The 22,841-nt window shown below is 75.0% G+C and carries 16 protein-coding genes; 5 read left to right on the top strand and 11 right to left on the bottom strand.

Going from position 1 to position 22,841, the window contains the following annotated elements:
* Positions 1-30: 30 nt before the first annotated feature.
* The 4 genes from ACFYX4_RS18760 to ACFYX4_RS18745 form a co-directional block, all read right to left on the bottom strand.
* Positions 31-1,935: a VgrG-related protein gene (locus tag ACFYX4_RS18760; protein ID WP_389333830.1), complete on the bottom strand. Its 1,905-nt coding sequence runs from the start codon at positions 1,933-1,935 to the stop codon at positions 31-33.
* Positions 1,935-2,660 carry a peptidase M23 gene (locus ACFYX4_RS18755; RefSeq protein WP_389333827.1) on the bottom strand — a complete coding sequence of 242 codons (726 nt, stop codon included), beginning with the start codon at positions 2,658-2,660 and terminating at the stop codon, positions 1,935-1,937. Before ACFYX4_RS18755 ends, ACFYX4_RS18760 begins: the two co-directional genes overlap by 1 nt.
* Positions 2,661-2,681: 21 nt before the next feature.
* Positions 2,682-3,107 carry a phage tail protein gene (locus ACFYX4_RS18750; protein ID WP_389333824.1) on the bottom strand — a complete coding sequence of 142 codons (426 nt, stop codon included), beginning with the start codon at positions 3,105-3,107 and terminating at the stop codon, positions 2,682-2,684.
* A 65-nt stretch (positions 3,108-3,172) separates the two neighbouring features.
* Positions 3,173-4,576, bottom strand: coding sequence for a hypothetical protein (locus ACFYX4_RS18745; protein WP_389333821.1), 1,404 nt, complete (start codon positions 4,574-4,576; stop codon positions 3,173-3,175).
* A gap of 1,099 nt (positions 4,577-5,675) precedes the next feature.
* Between ACFYX4_RS18745 and ACFYX4_RS18740 the strand changes: the two genes are divergently transcribed.
* A complete protein-coding gene (locus tag ACFYX4_RS18740) occupies positions 5,676-7,199 on the top strand; it encodes a hypothetical protein (protein ID WP_389333818.1) in 1,524 nt (507 codons plus the stop codon).
* Here ACFYX4_RS18740 and ACFYX4_RS18735 read toward each other — a convergent pair.
* The 4 genes from ACFYX4_RS18735 to ACFYX4_RS18720 are packed head-to-tail and all read right to left on the bottom strand — an operon-like array spanning position 7,142 to position 9,910.
* The gene (locus tag ACFYX4_RS18735; protein ID WP_389333815.1) at positions 7,142-7,306 is read right to left on the bottom strand and encodes a DUF6760 family protein; all 165 of its coding nucleotides are present in this window, start codon (positions 7,304-7,306) and stop codon (positions 7,142-7,144) included. The genes ACFYX4_RS18740 and ACFYX4_RS18735 overlap by 58 nt on opposite strands.
* Complete coding sequence (locus ACFYX4_RS18730) at positions 7,303-7,821, bottom strand: hypothetical protein (RefSeq protein ID WP_389333812.1); 519 nt, start codon at positions 7,819-7,821, stop codon at positions 7,303-7,305. Before ACFYX4_RS18730 ends, ACFYX4_RS18735 begins: the two co-directional genes overlap by 4 nt.
* Positions 7,821-8,264 (bottom strand): phage tail protein, encoded by a 444-nt coding sequence (locus ACFYX4_RS18725; RefSeq protein WP_389333809.1) that lies wholly within the window; start codon positions 8,262-8,264, stop codon positions 7,821-7,823. Before ACFYX4_RS18725 ends, ACFYX4_RS18730 begins: the two co-directional genes overlap by 1 nt.
* Positions 8,265-8,317: 53 nt before the next feature.
* Positions 8,318-9,910: a phage tail sheath family protein gene (locus ACFYX4_RS18720; RefSeq protein WP_389333806.1), complete on the bottom strand. Its 1,593-nt coding sequence runs from the start codon at positions 9,908-9,910 to the stop codon at positions 8,318-8,320.
* Between the two features lie 227 nt (positions 9,911-10,137).
* Here ACFYX4_RS18720 and ACFYX4_RS18715 point away from each other — a divergent pair, with 227 nt between their 5' ends.
* From ACFYX4_RS18715 to ACFYX4_RS18705, 3 genes are all read left to right on the top strand, one after another.
* A complete protein-coding gene (locus tag ACFYX4_RS18715; protein ID WP_389333803.1) occupies positions 10,138-11,904 on the top strand; it encodes a DUF4157 domain-containing protein in 1,767 nt (588 codons plus the stop codon).
* A gap of 83 nt (positions 11,905-11,987) precedes the next feature.
* Entirely contained in the window at positions 11,988-13,433 is a 1,446-nt protein-coding gene (locus ACFYX4_RS18710; protein ID WP_389333800.1) for a hydrolase, read from the top strand.
* A gap of 132 nt (positions 13,434-13,565) precedes the next feature.
* On the top strand, positions 13,566-14,978 hold the full coding sequence (locus ACFYX4_RS18705) for a ricin-type beta-trefoil lectin domain protein (protein WP_389333797.1): 1,413 nt from the start codon (positions 13,566-13,568) through the stop codon (positions 14,976-14,978).
* An 18-nt stretch (positions 14,979-14,996) separates the two neighbouring features.
* Here ACFYX4_RS18705 and ACFYX4_RS18700 read toward each other — a convergent pair whose 3' ends face one another.
* The 3 genes from ACFYX4_RS18700 to ACFYX4_RS18690 all read right to left on the bottom strand — a co-directional run bounded on the left by ACFYX4_RS18700 (position 14,997) and on the right by ACFYX4_RS18690 (position 18,593).
* Positions 14,997-17,060 carry an ATP-binding protein gene (locus ACFYX4_RS18700; RefSeq protein ID WP_389333794.1) on the bottom strand — a complete coding sequence of 688 codons (2,064 nt, stop codon included), beginning with the start codon at positions 17,058-17,060 and terminating at the stop codon, positions 14,997-14,999.
* Complete coding sequence (locus tag ACFYX4_RS18695) at positions 17,057-17,755, bottom strand: DUF4255 domain-containing protein (protein WP_389333791.1); 699 nt, start codon at positions 17,753-17,755, stop codon at positions 17,057-17,059. The genes ACFYX4_RS18700 and ACFYX4_RS18695 overlap by 4 nt, the downstream gene beginning before the upstream one ends.
* Positions 17,756-17,900: 145 nt before the next feature.
* Positions 17,901-18,593 (bottom strand): LuxR C-terminal-related transcriptional regulator, encoded by a 693-nt coding sequence (locus tag ACFYX4_RS18690; protein WP_389333788.1) that lies wholly within the window; start codon positions 18,591-18,593, stop codon positions 17,901-17,903.
* 431 nt (positions 18,594-19,024) lie between these two features.
* On the opposite strand from ACFYX4_RS18690, the gene ACFYX4_RS18685 reads away from it, so the two are divergent.
* A complete protein-coding gene (locus tag ACFYX4_RS18685) occupies positions 19,025-22,840 on the top strand; it encodes an AAA family ATPase (RefSeq protein WP_389334217.1) in 3,816 nt (1,271 codons plus the stop codon).
* Position 22,841: the final 1 nt, after the last annotated feature.

Here is a 22,841-nt window from a genome sequence, read left to right as displayed (position 1 = left end):
TTTTCCTTCTCCTGACGCGCTGCTTCGTCGTCACGGCAGCGGGTACGGCTTGCTGTTGACCAGCACGGCGCCCTGAAGCATGAGGGTGACGGCCCGGATGCCCACGTTCGCGATGGAGTTGACCTGGAGGGTGCCGCCCGAGCTGATCATCGTGGCGCCGACGGCCTTGAGGTTGAGGGCGCCCATCGCGTCCACCGTCACCGCGCCGCCGAGCGACTTGAGGTTGACCAGGCCGCGGCCCTGCATGGTGAGCGTGCCGCCGCTCTTGACGGTCAGGTTGCGGCGCGCGCTCAGCGTGAGGTCGGTGCCCGCCTCCACCGTCACCGACCGGCCGCCCTTGATGCTGACGGCGCCCTTGCTGTCGACGGTGATCTCGGTCTGCGCCCGGTCCAGGTTGATGACGAGTTTGTCGTCGCCGCTGGTCAGCCGTACGCCCTGCTTGCCGCCGGTGCGCTGGCTGAGCAGGTCGACCCGGTTGCCGTCCCGGTCGGAGAGGGTGTGCCGGGCGGCGCGGTTGCGGGCCCCGTCGTGCAGCGGCACGTCGCGGACAGGCGTCGGCTTGTCCCGGCCGTTGTAGAGGCCGCCGATGACGTACGGGTGGTCCAGCGCGCCCCGGTCGAAGGCGACGAGCACCTCGTCGTCGACGTCCAGCGGGAAGATCGAGCCGCCGTCCTTGCCGCCCCACTGCGCGACCCGCGTCCAGTCGCTGACGTAGGCGTCGTCCAGCCAGGGGAACCGGAGCTTGACCCGGCCCTGCTTGAGCGGGTCCTGGACGTCGGTGACCAGGGCGTTGGCGATGCCGGGCAGTTGGAGGCCGTTGGCCGAGCCGCCGCCGCCCGAGGACAGCCCGTACAGGGAGCGCCACTGCCGGCCGCTGACGGTGACCCAGGCCTCGTAGTGCTTGCCGTCGCCGAAGACGTGCCGCACGGACGTCGCCGTGTACTTGCCCTCGAAGGGGTACCCGACGTCGGCGAGCGTGACGGGCAGCCCGGGACGCAGCTTGGGGGTGCCGCGCGCGACGACCTCCAGTTCGGCGAACGAGCCGGTGACCTCGTCGGCGAGGGCCTCCGCCGCGAACTTCACCTCCGACTGCCGGTCGTACGGCGTCTGCGCGTCGACCAGTTTGGCCGGCTTGAACTTCACGGCGGCCTCGGCGGGCGTCGTGCCGATGCTGATGCCCGGGTTGTCGGTGGCCGGCACGGTCGCGGTGAGCGTCTTCTTCGTCGTCACGTCCCAGCCGCGCGCCTCGACGGTGCCGACCTGTTCGGCGGAGGTGACGGCGGCGCGCAGCCGGAGGATGTCGGTGCCCGCCTCCATCACGAAGGGGCTCTTCTCGCCGGGGGTGGACACGGGCGGCGCCCCGGAGGCGGGGTCGGGCCGGACGAACTGGAACTTGCCCTTGGCGTCGACGGACATGACCATCTCGTTCTCGTCGGCGAGACGGGCGAGGAAGTCCCAGTCGGTGACGTTGGCCTGGCTGATGAACTCGTACACCGTCTTCGTCGACTGGATCCGCCCGACCGGGACGCCGTCCTGCGCGGCGAGTCTGCGGGCGATGTCGGAGGCGCTCTGGTTGCGGTAGGCGGCGATCCGGCGCTGGCGCATCAGCCGGTGGCCGTGGTCGTAGCCACGGACGACGGTGAAGGAGCCGGTGCCGTCGTAGTCGGCCTCCAGTCCGGACACCTCGCCGGTCAGCAGCGGGTCGGCGGCGCCCTGACCGTCGGCGACGGGGGCGATGACGACCGGCGTCCCGAACCGCACGCCGAGTTTGCGCAGGACCTGCCGGTGGGGGTCGCGGAACGTCAGCCGGAAGGCGGCCGGGACGCCGAGGCCCTGGTCGACCCAGCCCTCCACGAGGAGCGGCGCGAAGTCGGCGGGCAGGGGCCGGCCGCCCAGGGTGACCTGGACGACGCTGGAGTAGGCGGACTGCACCATCAGTGACGCACCTCCTCCGCCGCGGGCAGCACCAGTTCGACGCCGTTGGGCAGCCGGGCGGGGTCGTCGATGTCGTTGGCCTCGGCGATGGCCCGCCAGGCCGCCGTGTCGCCGTACTCGCGCCAGGCCAGCGACTGGAGCGAGTCCCCGGCGACGACGCGGTGCACGCGCTGCGCGGTGAGGGCGCCCGAGGTCGGGTTCTGCCCCTTGGTCTTGCTGGGGATCTCGTGCAACCGCACCTGGCAGGTCGCGCGGATGGGGACGCCGGTCGTGCCGAAGAGGGAGTAGCCGACGTCGACGCTGCTGACGTAGGCGGTGAAGCGGGCCGTGGAGAAGGAGCCCCACTGGAAGACCACCCACGGCGGCGAGGGCTGCTTGGCGGCGATGCTCTTCGCGGTGACCTCGCAGCATTCGAGCAGCGACTCGACCTTCTTCAGCACGGTGTTGCCGCCCGGCTGGTCGGAGGAGTCCAGGAAGATCTCCAACGTCATCTCGCGCGGCTCGGGGCCCATGAACTCCGGTACGGAGCCGTCGCGGACGGCGGCCGTCGGCGTCACCTTCCACTGGGCGCGGCGGCCGAGCTGCAACTGCGCCGGGTTGAAGTCGAACGCGAAGGACTTGATCAGCCCGCCCGGTGTGGTGCTGGACCCGACGGGCGGTTCGTGGATCGCGAGCGTGGCGCGCACCAGGCTCTTGCCCGCGCCGCCCTTGCTTCCCTTGGCCATGTCTGTGCTCCCCGTTCCGTCCTAGTCCGTGAAACCGTGGTGGGTGATCTCCAGGACCTCCGTCGCGACCCCCGGGTTCGCGGGGTCCAGGGACGGCCCCTGCCAGCGGACCGGCAGCACGTCGATCAGCCCCCAGCGGGCCACCTCCGAGCCGTCGGCGCGCAGCGCGGCGATCTGGGCGGTCGGGCGGGTCACCCCCGTGGTGACCGACGAGATCCACTTGGCGACCTTGGTGGTGTCCGGGGTGAGGGGACGCGTCAGGCGGATCGTGGAGAAGGTGACGCGGGAGGGCAGCTGCCATACGAAGCCGTTGTTGCCGCCCTCCTGCCGGTGCTCGATCTCCACCTCGGAGGACAGGCCCTCGCACCCGTTGAAGTAACCGAGGCTCTCGCCGTCGATGGTCAGGGTGAAGAAGATGGTGGAGCCCGGGTCGAGATCGCGGGACATCGGGGGGCGGCCTTTCTGGCGTGCGGTGGTCGGGCGGGCGGCTGGTGGGCTCAGGTGGGCGGGGCTCAGGTGCGGGGGTCGCGGAGGCGGCCGATGCGTTCGCGGTCCAGGCGCAGTTCGGTGCGCAGGAGACGGGTGATGCGGCCGGTCAGCCGGTGGGTGAGTTCGTCGAGCTGGAAGTCGGTGAGGCTGCGGGGGTCGAAGGCGGCGGGGGTGGCGGGCGCCGAGGAGTGCTGCGAGTCGGAGCCTTCGGAGCGCGGTGTCCGACCGCCGCTGCGCGGCTTCTTCACCGGGGTCGCTGGCGGCGTGCTGGTGGCGGCGTGGGCGGACGGGGCGCGCTGGATCACCGGGGGGAGGTGCGGGGCGGGGAAGGGGAGCGGCGGGGGCGCTGCGACGGGGGTGGCGGCCGGGGGCGCGGCCGGGGGCGCGGTCGGCAGGGGGGCGCGCTGGACGGGCGGGGCGGGCGGCGGCGTCGTCGGTGCGGTCTGCCGGGGCGCGGGGGCCGGGCGGGGCTGGACGACGGGGAGGGGTGCGGTGCCGGGCGCGGTTCGGCGCAGGGGGGCGACGGGTGGGGCGGGGTGGCGCTGGATGGTCGGCTGGGGGTGGGGCTGGGGCTGAATGGGGTTGGTGCTCAAGGGAGTTGTGGTGAAGGTGGCGGGGGTGACGGGGGCTGTCGGGGCCGTGGCGGTGGCGGTGGCGGTCGCGGTGGGCGCGGGGCTTTGGAGGGCCGTGCGCTGGATCGCGGGGAGGGGGCTCGGGGAGGCGACGGAGGGAGTGGGGGGTGTGGGGCTGACTGTGGTGGCCAAGGGCTGCTTGGGGAAGGGGACTTGGGCCGCAGGGGTCGGAGTGGGCGCCGGGTGGGCGGGGGTGCGCTGTACGGCGGGTGCGGGTGCGGGTGCTGGTGCGGGTGCCGGTGCGTCGAGCGGCTTGGCGTCCGAGGGGCGCGTGGGCAGCGGGGCGCCGAGGAGGGGGCGGGCTCGTCCTGCGGTGGGGGCGGGTCCGGCCGACGGGAGTGCGGTGGCGCGTTGTACCGGGGGGAGTTGGGCCTCGGTGGGCGAACTCGCGGCAGGAACAGCGGACTTGGCGGTGCGAGGGGCCGCCGTGGGGGCGGCGGGGGTGTGCGTGGGCGGTGCGGGAGGGTCTGCGGGAGTGGACGGGCGCGGGGTCGGCGTCGGGGCGATGGGTGCGCCCTGATTGCCGCCGGGAAGGGCCGCGTTGCCGCGCGCGGGTGCGCCCAGGCCGGGGCGACGGGGGGCGGAGGAGGTGACGCTCCGCTGGATGCCGTGCGGGACAGGGGTGTTGGTGGTGCGGGCGTTGGTGGCGGGGCGGGCAGCTGCCGTCGGTGCCTGGGGTACGTCCGGTGCCGGCACGCCGGGGCGGGGTGCGGTCGGCGCACTCGCCGACGGTCCGGTGGCGGCGGGGGAGGACGGGGTCGTCGTACGACCGAGGCCGGCGCGCTGCACGTTCACCGGGCCACCCGAGGAGGGTGAGGGCACCGAGGGGTGGCCCGCCGGACCGGACGCGGAGCCGTACGACGGACGTGCCGCGGGCCCATCGGCGGGGCTCGACGTGGCCCGTGATGCCGGGCTGGACGCCGTAGCGCCTGCGGGGCTGGAGGCGCGCTGGATCGCGGGACCTGGGGTGGGCTCGCCTGCCGGGCCGGGAGCGGTGCGGGTCACCGGGCTCGTCGGACCGGGTGTGGGTCCACTTGCGGGACGTGACGTGTGCTCGCCGGTGGGGCTCGGCGGGGCCTGTGACGCGAGGCTGGACGCGGTGCCGCCTGCGGGGCTCGCGGTGCGCTGGATCGCCGTGCCTGGGGCGGGTCGCACGCCTGTGGGGCGGCGCGTGGGGTCACCGGCCGGGCTCGACGCGGCCCGAACCGCCGGGGCGGACGTGGTGCCGCCCGCTGGAGTCGTGGTGCGCTGGACAGCCGTGCCTGCGGCGGGTCGCACGCCTGCGGGACCTGGCGTGGGGTCACCGGCCGGGCTCGACGTGGCCCGTGATGCCGGGCTGGACGCCGTAGCGCCTGCGGGGCTGGCGGCGCGCTGGATCGCGGTAGCCGAGGTGGACTCGCCTGCCGGGCCGGGAGCGGTGCGGGTCACCGGACTCGTCGGACTGGACGTGGGACCACTCGCGGGACGTGACGTGTGCCCGTCGGCGGGGCGCGATGCGGGCCGGATTGCCGGGGTGGACGCGGTGTCGCCTGCCGGGCTTGCGGTGCGCTGGACAGCCGGGCTTTGCGTGGGCTCGGCGGCGGGGCGCGATGCGGGCCGGATTGCCGGGGTGGACGTGGTGCTGCCTGCCGGGCTCGTGGTGCGCTGGACAGCCGGGCTTTGCGTGGGCTCGGCGGCGGGGCGCGATGCGGGCCGGATCGCCGGGGTGGACGCGGTGTCGCCTGCCGGGCGCGCGGTGCGCTGGACAGCCGGGCCTTGCGCGGGCTCGCCGGCCGGGCTCGACGCGGGCCGGACCGCCGGGGCGGGCGCGGTGTCGCCTGCCGGGCGCGCGGTGCGCTGGACAGCCGGGCCTTGCGTGGGCTCGCCGGCCGGGCTCGATGCGGGCCGGACCGCCGTGGCTGAAGCGGGCGTACTCGCCGGGCCCGACGCGGCGCGGGTCACCGGGGCTGCCGTGTGCCGGCTCGCCGAATGGGATGCCGTGCCTTGCGCGGGCGCACTGGTGGGGCTCGACGCGGCCGGCAGCGCCGGGCCGGACGCCGTAGCGCCTGCCGGGCTCGCGGCGCGCTGGACCGCCGGGCCCGCCGAGGCGGACGTCGAGCCGCTCGCCGGACCTGCCGGGCTCGATGCCGTGCGCTGGATCGCCGTACCCGAGGCAGGCGCGTCGGCCGGGGCGGACGCCGGACGGGCCGCCGGGCCCGCTGGGGTGCCCCTCGACGCTGCCGTGTGCTGGACCGCCGGGGCCGACCCTCCGTCGCCGGACGCCGTCTGCGCGCCGGCCGTCGGCCTCACGGCCGTAGCGCTGTCACCCGCCCCGCTCACGGCACGCTGCACCGCAGGCACATCAGGAAGCGGCGGGGTCGCAGCCGGGGCCGGGCTCGGTGTCACGGTCGGGATCGGAGGTGCCGTCGCCCGCCCGGGGCCCGGCGCAGGCTCCTTCGCGGACGTCGGGCTTCCGCCCCCGGTGTTCGCGCTCGTGCCCCCGCCCGAGCCGCCCCCCGGCGCGCCCGACGAGGCAGGCGAAGCGGCAGGCGAGGCGGGGGTCGGGATCCGTGCGGGCAGTGTGCGGCGCTGTACCGGCGGTGTCGTCGACCTGGTCAGCGGCGCGGAGGCCGACGGCGTAGCGGCCGACGGCGTGGACGGCGTCCGTGCGGGCAGCGTCCGCCGCTGCACCGGAGCGGTGGCGGCCGGCGGAGCCGGAAGCGTGTGGACGCCCCGCGCCGCGACGACGGGGCCGGGAGCCACCGGCGGCGTCGGCGCGGACGGCGCCGGAACCGGTGCGGGCGTGACGGGAGCGGGCACCGACGGCGAGGCCGGTGCGGCGGGCGTCGGCGGTGCGGTGGACGCGGACGGGTGCGCGGGCCTGGACGGCAGGGTGGTCATCCGGTCGCCCCGGGTCCCGTCGAGGACGGAAGGCGAACGCGTGCCGGTGAAGGACGGGTTCTGCCAGGTGGCCAGCCGACCGCCGAACCCGGCGTCGGCGACCCCCGCCGGACCCCGTGCCGCGGCACGCTGGACCGGCGGCAGCGCCGACCACCCGGCGGTACGCGGACGCACCGCGCCGCCGCCCGAGCCGGACGGCCCGCCGCCGGCGGAACCCCCACCCGAACCGGCGCCGGCACGCGCGCCCGCGTCAGCCGAGGCCCCGGCGCCCGCGCTCACACCCGACCCGCCGGCGGGGGAAACGCCCCCCGCACGCGACCCGCCCGAAGCCCCGGCCCCGGCGACCCCGCTCGACCCGCCCGCGGGGGAAACGCCCCCCGCACCCGATCCGCCCGAAGCCCCGGCCCCGGTCCCGCTCCCCGTCGCCCCCCTCGCCTCACGCCCGACCCCGCGCAGCCTGTCCAGGAACCCCATGCGTCCTCAGCCCCCCGCCCCTGCCGTAGCCCCCGCCACCAGGGACGCGATGCGGTCCGTGTAGCGGCGGCGGTCGTGGTGTTCGAGGTCCAGGATCTCCTCGTGGCTCCAGTGGAAGTGGAAGGCGACGTACGCGATCTCCTCGTGCAGCCGGTCGGTCGCGTACGTCACGATTCCCCCAGGCGGCTCCCGCCGAGTTCGACCTCGAAGGGTTCCGCGCAGTGCGGGCACTCCACGGTCGCGCGGGTGTGGCCCTCCGCGTTGATCTGGCGGTAGAAGTCCTGGAGGAACGCCAGGTCGGAGGCGAACATGTTCTCCACGACGCCGTCGTGGACGAGCGGCAGCGTGCCGAGACGGGTGATGACCCGGCCGAGCAGCACCACCGACAGGTACGCCGGGTTCTCCTGGACGCGGATGTCGCGCAGCGGGACGAGTTCGTCCCGTGCGGTGGACAGCCGCATCACGCCGTCGCGGTGGACGGTGCCCGCCTCGTCGACGTAGCCGCGCGGCAGCTCGAAGGGGAACTCGGTCTGGAGCCGCTGCCGCACCGGAGCCGGCGCGGGCGCGGACGCAGGCGCGGGGGCCGGGAGCGGCGTCTGAGCCTGCTCCCCGCCCGTCGGCGCCGACCCGGGGGCCGGCGCCGGCACGGCCCCCTGCATCGGCGCCCGCACAGCCGTACGACGCATTACTCGATGACCAGTTCTTCGAACGTGATGGTCACCGTCTCCGTCAGCGCGGAGGCCTCGCCCGCCTTCACCGTGCTGGTGTCGATCTTGCTGCACCAGGCGTTGCGCATGTTGTACCGCTTGACCGGGTTGTTCTGGTAGTCCATCACCATGATCGTGGCGTTCTTGCGGGCGGTGCCCATCACGCCGTTGATCGACTCGGTGATCCACTGGTTGAAGGCCGCGGACTGGGTCATGCCGCGGACGACCGTGCAGGTGCCCGCCTTCTTCACGCCCGGCAGCTTCTTGGTGATCGGCTTGCCCTGCGCGGAGACCTGCTGGTACTCGATGACGTCCTGTTCGAGGCTGAGGCCGCTGACCTCGGCGAGGTACTCGACCATGACGCCGTCGATCTGGAGGCCGAAATTGTGCGAAGTGAGGGCGTCACCCGGCTGGAGACTCATCTGGCTTTCCTTCTAAGGGAGTTGACGACAGAGGGCTGGGGAGCGATGCGCGGCTACTCCTCCAGCTCCCCGCTGCCGCTGGAGAACTGGGCCAGTCGGAAGATCACGAACTCGGCGGGCTTGACCGGCGCGATGCCGATCTCGCACACCACCCGGCCGACGTCGACCGACTCCGCCGGGTTGGTCTCCTCGTCACACTTGACGTAGAAGGCCTCCTCGGGGCGCGCGCCGAAGAGCGCGCCGGCCCGCCACTCGTTGACCAGGAACGCCGAGACGTTGCGCCGGATCCGGGCCCACAGCGCGTGGTCGTTCGGCTCGAACACCACCCACTGGGTGCCGATCAGGATCGACTCCTCCAGGTAGTTGAAGTACCGGCGGACGTTCAGGTAGCGCCAGGCCGGGTCGGAGGCGAGGGTGCGCGCGCCCCAGACGCGGATGCCGCGGCCCGGGAACGCCCGGATGCAGTTGACGCCGATCGGGTTGAGCAGGTCCTGCTCGCCGCGGGTGATCTGGATCTCCAGGTCGACCGCGCCGCGCACGACCTCGTTCGCCGGGGCCTTGTGCACACCGCGCTCGAAGTCGTTGCGCGCCCACACGCCGGCCACGTGACCGCTCGGCGGGACCAGCCGGGCCTGGCCGGTGGCCGGGTCGAAGGCCTTGATCCACGGGTAGTACAGCGCCGCGTACTTGCTGTCGTAGCCGGCGGTCTCCTGCCGCCAGACCCGGATCTGACGGGCGTTCAGGCCGGGCGGCGGGTCGATGACGGCGACGCGGTCGCCCATCAGCTCGCAGTGCGCGATCAGGCCGAGCTGGACCGCCTTGACGGCCTCCAGGTCGATCGCCCCGCGCTGGTAGGCGGACATCAGGTCGGGCACCGCGACCATGGACACCTCGTCGATGGCCTCCAGGCCGCCGAAACCGGTGCGGTCGGCGCTGTCGCCGAGGTACTGGGCGGGGCCGACGGTCCCGTCCTCCCGCGCCGGGGCGGCGGGGGTGACGGACGCGGGCGGCGCGGCCAGCGTCACCGTCTGGTTGTCCGGGCGGACCAGCTGCGCGGACGGCGCGGCCTCGGCCACGGTGATGAGCTTGGAGCGCTCCTTGACCTGGGTGACGACGTAGGAGCGGTTGCCCTTCTTCGCCGTCACGTCGAACGTCTCGACGGCCTTGTCGCCGTCCTTGACGATCAGCCGGAAGCGCTCGGCGGGGCCCTCGCCCTCCGGGTCGGCGACCTCCACGCTCAGCGGGGCGCCGTTCTGGCCGGTCGCGGTCGCGGTCACCGAGAAGGTGCCGAGCTGCTTGGGCTCGCCCACGGGCAGCGCGGCCGGGGCCTGCGAATTGCCCACCGCGGCGGGCGACTTGGCGTCGCCGGCAGCGCCGGCGGAGGTGCCGCCGACCCGGACGACGTAGGCGGCCGAGCCGCCGTTGTTGAAGAAGCCGTAGACGGAGTGCGCCAGGTAGTACCCGTCGGTGAAGTCACCGAACGCCGCGACGTACTGGGTCCAGTTGGTCACCAGCGTCGGCTCGTTCAGGGGACCGGTCGGCGCGAGTCCGACGAAGGCCGCGACGGAGGTGCCCACCCCCTCGATCGGGCGGGAGCCGCTGGCCACCTCCTCGACGTATACGCCGGGCGACAGGTAGGACGGCATGCTGTGCTCTCCTCGGGGTACGCGTCAGGACATCTCTCACGTTCACGCGCGAAGCGCGTCGGTCGAAACGTCCTGCGGTGCCGAACCGGGGGCAGCCTCCTTGCCCGGAAGGGCAACGCCCGCCGGTCGCGCCCTCCCGCTCTGCCCCCGAGTCCCTTGCCCCGCGCCGGAGTTCTCGGCCAGGCTGATGAGCTGACGTGGCTTCTTCACCGTCGAGGGGAGCGCTCGTGCGCGCGCAGGACAAGGGCACTTCAGCGAAGGAAGGGACGCCCGGTCACCGGCCCGTCGCCCGTCCGGCCGGCGCTCCGGGGTGGGCGGCCGGGGTGCTCGGCCTCCAGCGGCTCGCCGGCAACGCGGCGGTCTCCCGCGCGGTCGAGGCGGAGCGGCACCAGCACTCCGCCGGCTGCGGACACGAGCAGCAGCCCGCGGTGCAGCGCAGCTCCCTGGTCCACCAGGTCCTGAACTCGCCCGGCCGTGCGCTGGAGGGGTCGCTCGCCGGGGAGATGTCGTCCCGGTTCGGCGGCGTCGACTTCAGCTCCGTGCGGGTGCACACCGACGCCGTCGCCCAGCGTTCGGCCGCCGAGATCGGCGCGACGGCGTACACCTCGCGCGACCACGTCGTGTGGGACGGCCGGGACAAGCACACCCTCGCCCATGAGCTCACCCATGTCGTCCAGCAGCGCCAGGGTCCGGTCTCCGGCGCGGACAACGGCAGCGGGCTGCGGGTCAGCGACCCGGGCGACAGCTACGAGCGCGCCGCCGAGGCCAACGCGCACCGCGTGATGTCGGGACCGGCGCCGGTGCAGCGCGCGGTCGAGTCGCCCGCAGGGCACGCCGCCGGTCACGAGCACGCCGCGGGCCACGACCACGCCGGCCACGACTCCCCGGCGACGGCGCAGGCAGGCGACCCGGGCGCCTTCGTGCAGCGGCGGGCCGCGACCCCGGCGAGGGTCGGCTTCGAGTTCCAGCAGCTGAACAGCCAGGTCGATGTCACACAGGGCGCCGGGTCCGACTCGGAGGCCAGCGTCTACGAGACCAAGGCCAAGTACTACGGCAAGGGCAAAGGCCAGTGGTACGTCGTCAAGGACGGCAAGAACCTGGAGTTCGTCACCCAGCCCTTCGAGACCATGGACGAACTCGCCCAGGTCATGGGCGAGATCAAGCGGGTGGCGAAGATGCTGGACGTGGTGACCAGGCGGGACCAGGAGGGGAGCGACTCCGACGGGTCGCCGGAGTTCGAGATCGGCGACAGCTACGTCACCGTCTACGCCCCCGACAGCTCCGGGCAGCCCCAGGTGAACCCCGACGTGCCCCTGGACTCCCTGCCCGGCCTGTACCAGAAGGCGGGCGAAGACGAGGAGCACTTCCAGGACTTCCACGGCGCCAACCAGAAGTTCTGGCGGGCGGACAAGACCAAGAAGGAAATGGCCGACAACGCGCGGGTCGCCCAGGGTGCTCTCGCCGTGGACGCCGCCGACCTGGCCAAGGCCTTCCGCATGGAGGGCGAGCCGTCCGCCGCCCAACTCGGCAGTGTTCGCGGCCTGCTCCAGGTGCTCGCCTCGGCCGCCGTGCACAAGGCGTGGTACCCGACCAAGCTGTCCAAGGACCAGCCGGTCCTGCTCAAGAACCACATGGGCAAGCTGTGGCAGAGCCTGGTCGCGAGCGAGGTGATCGGCGGTGGCGTCGACGCGAACGACGTGGTGACGCTGATAGGCACACTGCATCCCGAGCTGGCGGAGGAGGACGACTTCACCGCGGGGATCGTCAAGGACGTGATGCGCGGGAAGGACCCGGTCTGGGGCAGCGACATGGAGCCGGTCGACATCGGCGCCCCGGCGCAGGAGGGCGGCCCGGCGACGGGTGATCGGAAGCAGATCCTGGTCGAGCTGCGGCGCGTGCCGATCCTGGCCATCGACCAGTGGCCGGACTTCGCGGTGAAGTCCTTCGCCCACTTCATCGAAGACTCCGCCGACCGCTACCACCAGGACCTCTGACGCGCGGCCCTGCCCGAACGGGCACACCCCCCTGCCCCTGGGCCTCATGACGCTCCGACGGGGCCGGACGTAGCCTCGCCGGGGTGACCCTGTGGACCTCCCTCGAACCTGCCTCCGTCACCGTCGACCCCGGCAGCCGGGCGACCGTCCGGCTGCGGGTGCGCAACACCGGTGACGTCGTCGACGAGTACCGCTTCGAGCCCGTCGGCCCCGCCGCCCCCTGGATGACGGTGGAGCCGCCCACGCTGCGGCTCTACCCCGGTACGACGGGCGCGGTGGAGCTGACCTTCGCCCCGCCGCGCACCCCGGACGCGACCGCCGGCGCGAACCCGTACGCGGTGCGGATCACGCCGACCGAGCATCCGGACGCGGTCACCGTCCCGGAGGGGAATCTCACGCTCACGGCGTTCTCCGAGGTCCGGGCGGAGCTGGTGCCGCCGACCGTGAAGGGCCGACTGCGGGGGCGGCCCCGGCTCGCGATCGACAACCTCGGCAACACCCGCGTCACCGCCTCGCTCAGCGGCGGCGACACGGGCGACCGGCTGTCGTACGAGTTGCAGCCGTCGAACGTGCAGATCGAGCCGGGCCGGGCGGCGTTCGTCGACGCGACGCTGAAGCCCCGGGACATCATCTGGTTCGGGTCCAAGGAGGAGCATCCCTACTCGCTGGCGCTACGCCGCTCCGGCGCCCAGTCCGAGGCCGTGGACGGCACGTTCGTGCAGCGCGGGTTCCTGCCGCGCTGGCTGGCGACCGCGCTGAGCATCTTCCTCGCGCTGGCGATCGCGTTCGTGATGATCTGGATCACCTACAAGCCGCCGTTGCGCAGCCTCGCCGAGGAGCGGCTCGCGCAGGCCGGCGTCAGCACGCTCCCGCCGCCGAGCCCGAGCCTCAGCGCCGCGCCGGTCGCGCCGCCGTCGCCCAGCGTCCCCGTGCCCGCGAAGGAGCCCGAGGCCCCGGCCACCACGCAGGCCGCGGGCTCGGGCGGTTCCGGCGGCGACAGCGGCAGCGGCGGCGGGGGCGGGGGCGGGGGCGGCGGCGCGAGCAAGCCGGCGAAGCCGCCGGTGGAGACCGCCGCCACGGCCGTGAAGCAGCTCGCCGCCCGCAGCGAGGGCCGCCACATCTGCTACCGCGCCTATGTGGCCGACCGGGGCTGGCAGAAGCCGGTGTGCGACGGCGCCGAGGCCGGGACGACGGGCAAGGGACTGCCGATCAAGGCCCTCAACATCGCGGTGGCCGGCACCGGCGGCGTCAGCGGCAACGGCGCGCACGTGGTCGAGGACTGGCTGACCGGCGACAAGTGGTCGAGCGCCGCCGACGGCAAGGACATGTACATCGGCAGCACCAAGGAGGCGGTCTCGCCGCTCCAGGGCTACACCATCAAGGTCAACGACGGCTCCGTCTGCCAGAACGCGAACATCAAGGACGGCGGCTGGATGGGGCTGGGCTGCACCAAGCCCGGCGACTGGAGGTACGGCGGCAGCAACATGGACCAGGGACTCCAGCTGGAGGCGGTCGAGTTCACCGTCTGAGACGGCCCACGGCGGCTTGAGGCTGCCCGTGGCCGCCCGAGGCGAAAGGGCAGGGCAGGTCGTCCCCTTCGGGCACCGGTCCTGCCCCGCCGCTTCCTGACGGACCGTCGCATTCCCCCTTAGCGTCGACAGGTGACTCTGTGGACTTCTCTGGAACCGGCGGCCGCGACCGTGGACCCCGGCGGCAGCACGACCGTCCGGCTGCGGGTGCGCAACACCGGTGACGTCGTCGACGAGTACCGCTTCGAACCGGTGGGCAGCGTCGCGCCCTGGACCCGGGTGGAGCCGCCGACGCTGCGGCTCTACCCCGGTACGACGGGCACCGTCGAGCTGACCTTCTCCCCGCCGCGCACCCCGGACGCGACGGCGGGCCCCAGCCCGTACGCGGTGCGCATCACCCCCACGGAGCATCCGGACGCGGTCACGGTCCCCGAGGGGAACCTGACGGTCACCCCGTTCACGGAGATGCGGGCCGAGCTGGTCCCGCCGACGGTGAAGGGCCGCTTCCGGGGACGGCCCCGGCTCGCCATCGACAACCTCGGCAACACCCGGCTCACCGCCTCCGTCGCCGGCTCCGACAACGGCGACTCCCTGTCGTACGAGATCCGGCCGGGCAACGTGCAGATCGAGCCGGGGCGGGCCGCGTTCGTCGACGCGACGCTGCGGCCCCGGGACATCATCTGGTTCGGGTCCAAGGAGCAGCGGCCCTACGCGCTCACCGTGCAGCGCTCGGGCGCCCAACCCCTCGCGGTGGACGGGACGTTCGTGCAGCGCGGGTTCCTGCCGCGGTGGCTGGCGACGGCGTTCAGCATCACGGTGGCGCTGGCCATCGCGTTCGTGATGATCTGGCTGACGTACAAGCCGAACGTCACCAGCGGCGCCGAGGAGAGGCTCGCCGAGGCCGGCAGCACCGCGCTGCCCAGCCCGGTCGCCTCCGCGCCGGTCGCGCCGAAGACCGACGCCTCCGCCGCGCCCCTGCCCACCCCCGAGGCGCCGTCGTCCGCGCCCCCGCCCGCGCAGGACACCGGCACGACCGGCTCGACGGGGTCCGGTTCCTCGGGGTCGGGGTCCGGCGGCGGGGGGAACACGGACACCGGCTCGACGCCGAAGGCCCAGCCGAAGCCGAAGCCGAAGCCGAAACCGAAGCCGGTGCCCGGCCAGCTGATCATCGGGCGGGGCTCCAACCACTGCGTCGACGTCACCGGCCTGTCGGACGGCAAGGCCAAGGACGGCACCCCGCTCCAGCTGTGGGAGTGCGCCGGGACCCCCAACCAGAAGTGGGTGTTCCACGGCGACGGCACCGTCCGCTCGATGGGCATGTGCATGGACGTCGCCTGGGGATCCCGCGAGGACGGCGCCGTCATCCAGCTCGTGCGGTGCAGCGGCAACCCCGCCCAGCAGTTCGTGCTGAGCGTCCAGGGCGACCTGGTCAACCCGCAGGCCGACAAGTGCGTCGACGTCAAGGACAACGGCACCGGCAACGGCGCCAGGCTCCAGCTGTGGACGTGCTCGGGCACGCCGAACCAGAAGTGGCGTGTGCAGTAGGCCACTCGGCGCGGCCGGCTACCAGCCGGCCTCGCCCGGCACCAGGCGGCCCGCCTTGCGGTACTCGCGGCGGGCCCCCTCCAGCAGGTCCCCGTCGCCGACCGGCTCGTCCCGGCCGGCGGCCAGGTAGGCGGCGGTGACGACCGCGCTGCGGATGGAGCCGCCGGCCAGCTCGAACTGGCCGGCCAGCGGCGTGGGATCGATGCCGTCGGCGCACGGCACGTGGGACAGCCCGTGCCGCCACAGCGCGAGCCGCTGGCCGGGATCCGGGAACGGGAAGTCCACGACCAGGTCGAGACGGCGGGTGAACGCCTCGTCGATGTTGGCGCGCAGGTTGGTGGTGAGCAGCGCGATCCCGTCGAACGACTCCAGCCGCTGGAGCAGGTAGGCGCTCTCCATGTTGGCGTACCGGTCGTGCGCGTCCTTCACCTCCGACCGCTTGCCGAACACCGCGTCCGCCTCGTCGAAGAGGAGCACGGCGTCGGTGCGGTCGGCCTCGGTGAAGATGCGCTCCAGGTTCTTCTCGGTCTCGCCGACGTACTTGTCCACGACCGACGACAGCTGCACCACGTACAGGTCGAGCCCGAGCTCGGCGGCGACGACCTCCGCGGAGAGGGTCTTGCCGGTGCCGGACTCGCCGGCGAACAGCCCGAGCACGCCCCGGCCCCGGCCGCCGCCCGCGCTGAGCCGCCAGTCGCCGAGGACGCGATCGCGGTGGCGGGCGCGCAGGGCGAGTTCGCGCAGCTGGGTCAGCGGGCGGTCGGGCAGGACGAGGTCCTGCCAGCCGACCGCGGGCCGGATCCGGCGGGCGTGCCGCTCCAGGCCGGACGCCGACTGCTGGCGGGCGGCGAGGCGCACGTGCGCGGCGGTGAGCGGGCCGCCCTCGAAGGCGGCGAGTTCGCGGGCGGCGCGGGCGGCGCGGGCCACCCGTTCGCCGCCGAGCCGGTACGGCGCGACCGCGGTCGCCAGGTCGAAGCCGTCGGCTTCCGGTCCGAGCGCCGCCGCCCAGGCCGCCGTGCCGCCCGCCCGGCGGCGCGGGGCGTCCAGGACCAGCGGGTCGCGGGCCGTCCAGTGCGGGTCGTAGGGGCGGGGGTCGGTCAGCAGCACGGTGACGTCCGTCGCCGACGTCAACGCCTCGACCAGCGGGCCGGGTTGCTCGGGCAGACCGGACAGCACGACGGCCCGGCCGCTGAGCCGGGCCTCGCGCAGCAGCTCGGGCACCCGGTCCTCGGGGCCGGTGAAGCGCAGCGCGCCGAGGCCGGCCGTCTCCAGGGCGGCGGCGATCCCGGCCAGCCCGTCGCCCTCGCGGTGTTCGCGCAGGTAGGCGGTGAGGGGGCCGCCGCTCAGCAGGGCGGCGAGCCGGGCGGTGAAGTGCTCGTCGTCGCCGGGGAGCGGCTCGGGGAGGGGGTGCAGCCGGCCGTGCAGGGCGGCGTCCGGGGTGTCGTCGCCGAGGAGATGGCCGAGCAGCCGGTCCGGGACGCGCAACGAGCGGGAGAGGAAGGGGCGTTCGGGTTCCTCGACGTCCAGCAGGCCGAGCGCGCGCAGGGGCGCGGAGGCGTGCAGGCGGGCCCGGGCGGCGGCGAGGTGGGCGGGCACGGCGCACAGGTCGAGGGCCAGTCCGGCGGTGGCCCGGCGGCGGCTGACGTCGTCGTTGAGGTAGCCGTAGAGCGGCTCGAAGCCCCGGTCCAGGTCGGGTGCGAGGGCGATGAGCAGGATCGCCGTGTCGAGGTCGGTGAGGCGGAGGCGGGCGGCGAGGGCGGTGAGGGGGTCCTGCGGGACGTTCGGCGGCGGTGCCGCTGCCGCCGCTGCCGCGGTCTCTCCGGTCGCCGGGGCCGTCGTCTGCTCCGTCGTCGCCGGGGCGGTCAGCAGGTGGCGTACCGCCTCCTCCGACAGGTAGAGGCCGCGCAGGGGGTCGTCGGCCGTGGGATCGGCGGCCGAGCGGCGGTCGACGAGGTCGGCGACGCGTGCGCGGAGGTGGGCGAGCCGGGCGAGGAGGGGGGCGCCGGGGGCGTCGGCCTCGGCGGGGGCGCGGTCGGCGGTGGTCGCCGTGCCGGCGGCCCCGGTGCGCAGGTCGGCGGTCATCGGGGGCCCCGGTTCTCGCCGGTGGCGCGGTTCTCGCCCGCGGCGTGGGCCTCGCGGGCGGCGCGGGCCGCCGCCACCTGGTGCGGGCGGTGGGCGCGTTCGCCGGACTCCGGCGGTTCGCCGTCCATGCCGCGCACGCGCACCGCCGCGCCCTCGGTGACGGGCGGCCCGGCGTCGTACTCGGGGTAGGCCGGGAAGGGCGCGGTCACCACCAGGTCCAGGGACGGCTTGAGTTCGCCGCCGAGCGCGGACCAGATCTCGGCGAGGGAACGGGACTCGGTGTGCAGACCGGCCACGGTCAGCGGCACGGCGAGACCCAAAGCGCCGAGTGCGCCAGGGAGTTCGTCGGCGGGGAGCAGCTCGCGCGGGATGAGCGTGGACAACACGGCCGACAGCAGGCGGTGTTCGTCCTGCGGGGTCTTCGTCCAAGCCGTCACCAGGTACGACAGGCGGAACCAGCGCGGGGGTTGGCGGCGGCGTACGACGACGTCCCGCGAGTCCCGCACCGGTATCTGGCCGCGCTGCCGCCGGGCGACGTCCTCGCGGATGTCGTACAAGTAGGCGTTGACCACAGGGGCGTTGCGGCGGGCAGCCCAGTCGCGGGTGGGCGCCTCGAAGGAGACCTCGATGCCGGAGCCCGCCAACGCGCCTCCGCCGAGCAGGCCCTTGAGGACCTCGTCCACCTCGTGGATCACGTCGTGCTCCCCAACTGCCTTGCCGTGCGGGCGGACTTGCCCTGCCGTCGATCGTGCCCCGAACGCCGTACGGGCTGCACGCGCGGCGGGGTCGGCGGACGGGCAGGGGTCCTGCCCGCGTGTCCGCCTTCGATTGCCCGTTCGGTCAGATGTAGCCTTCCCGGAGGGCATATGCCACGGCGTGCGCCCTGTTGCGCAGATGCAGTCGTGTCGTGAGCCCGTGCATCACGTTCTTGACGGTTCGTTCCGAGTAGGACAGCTTGCTGGCGATCTCTCCGGTGTCGAGGCCCTCGGCGACCAGCCGCAGGACGTCCACCTCTCGGGGCGCGAGCCCCAGCGAGGGGGCGCCCGCGCGGTTCGCCGCGCCCCGGTGCAGGGTGCCCACCTGGCTGATCAGCCGGCCCAGCAGATCGGCCGGCAGGTCGCCGTCGCCGCGCGCGGCGGCCTGGACCGCCTGCACCAGCCGGTGCGCGGTGGCCTCACGCCGCCAGACGATGGCCCCGACGCCGCACTCGATGACGTCCAGCAGCTCGTTCTCGCGGATCGTGCCCACGACCAGCACGGCCCGCCCGCCCTCGCTGCGCACGATCCGGCGCAGCCGGGCGAGCGACGTCTCGTCGAGGATGTCCTCGACCAGCAGGGCGACCGTGCCGGCGCCGGTCTCGTCGCGGATCTCTATCTCGGGGCGGGCGCGCAGCTGGCTTACGGCGCCCTCGTGGGAGATGGGGTCCGAGGCCTGCACGACGACGGGCGTCCGCCGCGGGGCGCGGGCGGCGACCGGATCCGCCGCGCGCTCTGGCGCACGGTCCGCTGTCCAGGCGGACGTCCTCTCGGGCATCCTGCTCTCGGGCATCCTGACCGACGACCGGTCCGGTGGCCGGGCCGTCGGGTGGTCTGGCGTCCGGGGCGCGCTGAGCAACCGATTCCCCCCTGTTCACGGACCCGCCGACCGGTACGGACCGGTGACGGGAGATCGTGCTCCACATTTCTTCGACGGCCGCGGCGGGCGCAATCGTGGAGCACCACGAGGCGGACCACGAGAGCAAGGGCCGGACCGCCACCACGAGAGGCGTCCGGAACGCGTATCGCCGCAGGTCAGCGCGGGTCACCCGGTCCCTCGTGACCCCGCGTGGACCGTCCCGCGCCCCGCCGTGAGCCTCGCCACAACCGCTGTGCGCACCGCCCCCGACCGTCACCACCTACCCGCCGCCGACGTCTACCACGCCGTACGCGCCACCCCGATCACGAGCACAGGAGGCAGGGATGACCATGACCGCACCGCTCCGTGAGCGCGAGGAAGCGCACGCGCTGCTCGGGTCCGAGACCGAACGCGTCCTGGCCGGCAGCGGCCGGCTCGTCCTGCTGCGCGGAGCCACCGGAACGGGCCGTTCCGCCGTGCTGGAGGCCGCCGCGGCCCACGCGGCGCGGCGCGGGCTGCGCGTGCTGCGCGTCCGCTGCTCCCCCGAGGACACCGGGGTGCCGTTCTCCGCGGTGCTGCATCTCCTCGGCCCCGTACCGGAGTTCGCGGACATGGCGCCCGGTCTGGACGACCGCGGCAGCGCGGCCCGGCTGTGGCGGCTGCTGCGCTCGTACGCGGCCGAGTCGCCGCTGCTGGTGGCGGTGGACGACGTCCATCTCGCCGACGGCGCGTCGCGCCGCTGGCTGGTGGAGGCGGCCCGGCGCATCGACCGATTACCGGTGCTGGTGGTGGCCACCGAACGCAGCCAGTACGACATCGATCCGCAGCCCAGCGGTCTGACCCACGCGCTCTCCCCGTCCCTCGTCCGCACCCACACGCTCGCCCCGCTCTCCGACCCCGGGTCGGCGGAGCTGGTCGGGGCCGCCTTCCCGACGGCCCCGGCGGAGTGGACGGCGGACTGCGTACGAGCCGGCGCCGGCAGCCCGCTGCTTCTGCACGCCCTCCTGGAGGACCTCCACGGCGCTCCGCCCCCGACGGCGGTCCCGGACACCTGCGCCGCCCTGTACCCCGGCGCGTACCCGGCGGCGGTCGACTGGTGGCTGGACAACGCGGGCCCGGAAACGGCGAAGGTGGCCCGCACCCTGGCGGCCCTGGAACTGACGGAGCCCCGCCCGCTGTCCCGGCGTTGGGGGGCCGCGCCCGGCCCGACGAGCGCGACGCTCGCGCCGGGGCACGGGCGGGTCCGCCCCGGCGACGACGCCACGGGCGGCTCAGGCATGCCCGAGGGACCGGCCTCCGCGCCGGGATACCTCGCGCCGGGACACCTCGCTTCGGGGCACTCCGCGCCGGGGCACTCCGCGCCGGGGCACTCCGCGCCGGGGCACTCCGCGCCGGGGCACTCCGCGCCGGGATACCTCGCGCCGGGATACCTCGCTTCGGGGCACTCCGCTTCGGGGCACCCCGCGTCGGGATACCTCGCGCCGGGGCACCCCGCGCCGGGGCACCTCGCTCCTGGCCATCCCGGGTCGGGACATCCCGCGCCCACGGGTTCCGCGTCCGCGTGGGGGCAACCGGGGGGCCCGCAGGCTGCTCCCGGCTCCGGCTCCGGCTCCGGCTCCGGCCCCGGTCCCGCGTCCGCGTGGGGGCAACTGGGGGATCCACAGGCCGCCCCCGGTTCCGGTTCCGGTTCCGGTTCGGCGTCCGCATGGGGGCAGCCGGGGGATCCACAGGCCGTCCCCGGCTCCGGTTCCGCGTCCGCGCGGGGGCAATTGGGGGATCCACAGGACGCCCTCGGCTCCGGTTCCGGTTCGGCGTCCGCGTGGGGGTGGCCGGGGAACCCGCATGCCGCTCCCGGCTCCGGTTCCGCTCCCGCTCCCGGCTCCGGTTCCGACGGGCTCGTCGCCCCGCCGGGCCACGCCGGCGCCGCACCGGCCCCCGGCCACCCGTACGCCCCCGCCCCGGGGCACACCGCCGCGGAGCCCTCCGCCCACCTGGACTCCGAACCCGCCTGGGGACAGCCCGGCGTCGGCTCGGCCCGCGTCGCCGGGATGCTCCGCCCACCCACCGCCCCGCCCGTCGGCCCGCCGACCACCCCGCCGACCGCCCTGCCAGCCGCCCCACCCCCCGCCCCGCCCGGAGCCGCCGCTCACCTGTCCGCAACGCCCCCGCCCCCGGCCCCCGCCCCACCGCCGGAGGCCCTCGCCGCGCTGCTCGCCGACGCCACCGGGTGTGATCCGGCGCGGGTGGCCGGGTGGCTCACGGCGATGGTGCGGCTGGGGCTGCTGCGGGCGGACGCCGACGGGCGGCCCCGGTACGCGCACCCCCTGCTGCGGGACGCCGTCCTCGCCGGCTGGTCCACCGCCCGCCGACAGGAGGCCCACCAGGCGGTGGCCGAGGCGATGCTGCGGCGCGGCGACCGCGTCGAGGAGGTCGCCCGGCAGCTCCTGGACGGCGGGGCCGTCGGTCTGCCCTGGGCGCTGCGCGTCCTGCGCGACGCCGTCACCGTCGCCGAGCGCGAGGCCCGTCCCGAAGACGCCGTCGTCTACCTCCGCCGGGCGCTGCTGGAACCGCTCGCCGACGATCTCAGGCAGCGTCTGCTGACCGAACTCGGCTCGCTGGAGTACGCCTCGGCGGACGCCCCCGCCGGCATCCCGCGCCTCGCCGAGGCGCTGGACATCGAGGCCGAACCCCGTGACCAGGTCCGTACCGCCATCGCGCTCGGCACCGCCCTCGCGGGCCGCGGCGAGGTCCGTACGGCGATGGAGGTGATGCGCAGGCTGGAGGAACGGCTCGCCGACCACCCCGAGCTGGCCGGCACCGCGCGGACCGCCTCCGCGCTCCTGTCCGACCAGGACCAGACGGTCCGCAGGGAGGCGTACCGCCGGCTGTCCCACACCGCCGAACGCTCCCCGGAACTCGTCGGCGCGACCGGCCAGGCCCTGCTGGTGCGCTACGCGGCGACCGCGGGGGCCACCTCGGCACAGGCGGCGATGAGCCGGCTGCGCACTCTGCTCACCGAGCCCGCCGACCCCCTCGCCGAACCCTTCCTGCTGGGCACGGCCGCCGCCGTCGCCCAGTGGGCGGACGAACTCGACGAGGCGGAACGGCTGGTCGAACGCGGTCTGGCCGGCCAGCGCACGTTCCTGCTGCACCCGATGCAGCGGGCCCTGCACGACGTGGTCCTGGACCTGGCGGCGGCCCGGGGCGAGTACCACCGCCTCCTCCCCCCGCACCCCCACCGAGCGGCGGCCGATGACGCAGCCCGCCCCGGGGCCCCCGCCGACGCCCACTCCCCCGCCCCCGCCAACGCCGGGGCCCCCTCCAACGCCGACGCCCACGCCCTCCTCGCCCTCGTCGAGACGGGCCGCACGCAGGAGGCGCGCCGGCTCGCGGACGGCTTCGACCTGCGGGAGGCGCCGGACTCCTGGGAGCTGAACCGCTTCCTGTACGCGCGGGGCGCCCTGCGCCTGGCCGAGGGGGACGCGACCGGCGCCCTGCACGACTTCCTGGAGTGCGGTCGCCGCCAGTCGGCCCGCACGGTGCTCAGCCCGGTCGTCACGCCCTGGCGCACGGCGGCCGCCGCGTGCCGGCTGGCGCTGGGCGGCAGACGGGAGGCCTTGGCGCTCGCGCAGGAGGAACTGCGGCTGGCCCGGGTCTGGAACACCCCGCGCACGACCGGCCGCGCCCTGCGCGTCCTGGCGCGGGCGACCGGCGGCCGGCGCGGGCTGGAACTGGCCGACGAGGCGGTCACCGTCCTGCGCCACACCCCGGCCGCCGCCGAACTGACCGCCGCCCTCCTCACCCAGGGCCGGCTGATCACCACGGCCGGGGACCGCTCACGGGGGCGCGACGTGCTGCGCGAGGCCGCCGAGCACGCCGAACGCCTGGGCGCGGTACGCCTGCGCACCCGCGTCGAGGAAGCCCTCCGCGCCGGCGGAGCCCGCCGCACCACCACCGCCCACACCGGCTCCGGCGCCCTCACCGACAGCGAACGCCGCATCGCCGAACTGGCCGCCGACGGCCGCACCAACACGGAGATAGCCGACCTCCTCCACGTGGCCCGCCGCACCGTGGAAACCCACCTGACCAGCACCTACCGCAAACTCGCCATCCGCCGCCGGGGCGAACTGCGGGCGGCGCTGGACGGAGGGAACGCGAGCCGGTGAA

This window comes from Streptomyces sp. NPDC002328, from assembly GCF_042890065.1.
Classification (GTDB): Bacteria; Actinomycetota; Actinomycetes; order Streptomycetales; family Streptomycetaceae; genus Streptomyces.
The sequence above is the reverse complement of the archived record's forward strand: the minus strand, read 5'-3'. Positions and strand labels throughout refer to the sequence as shown.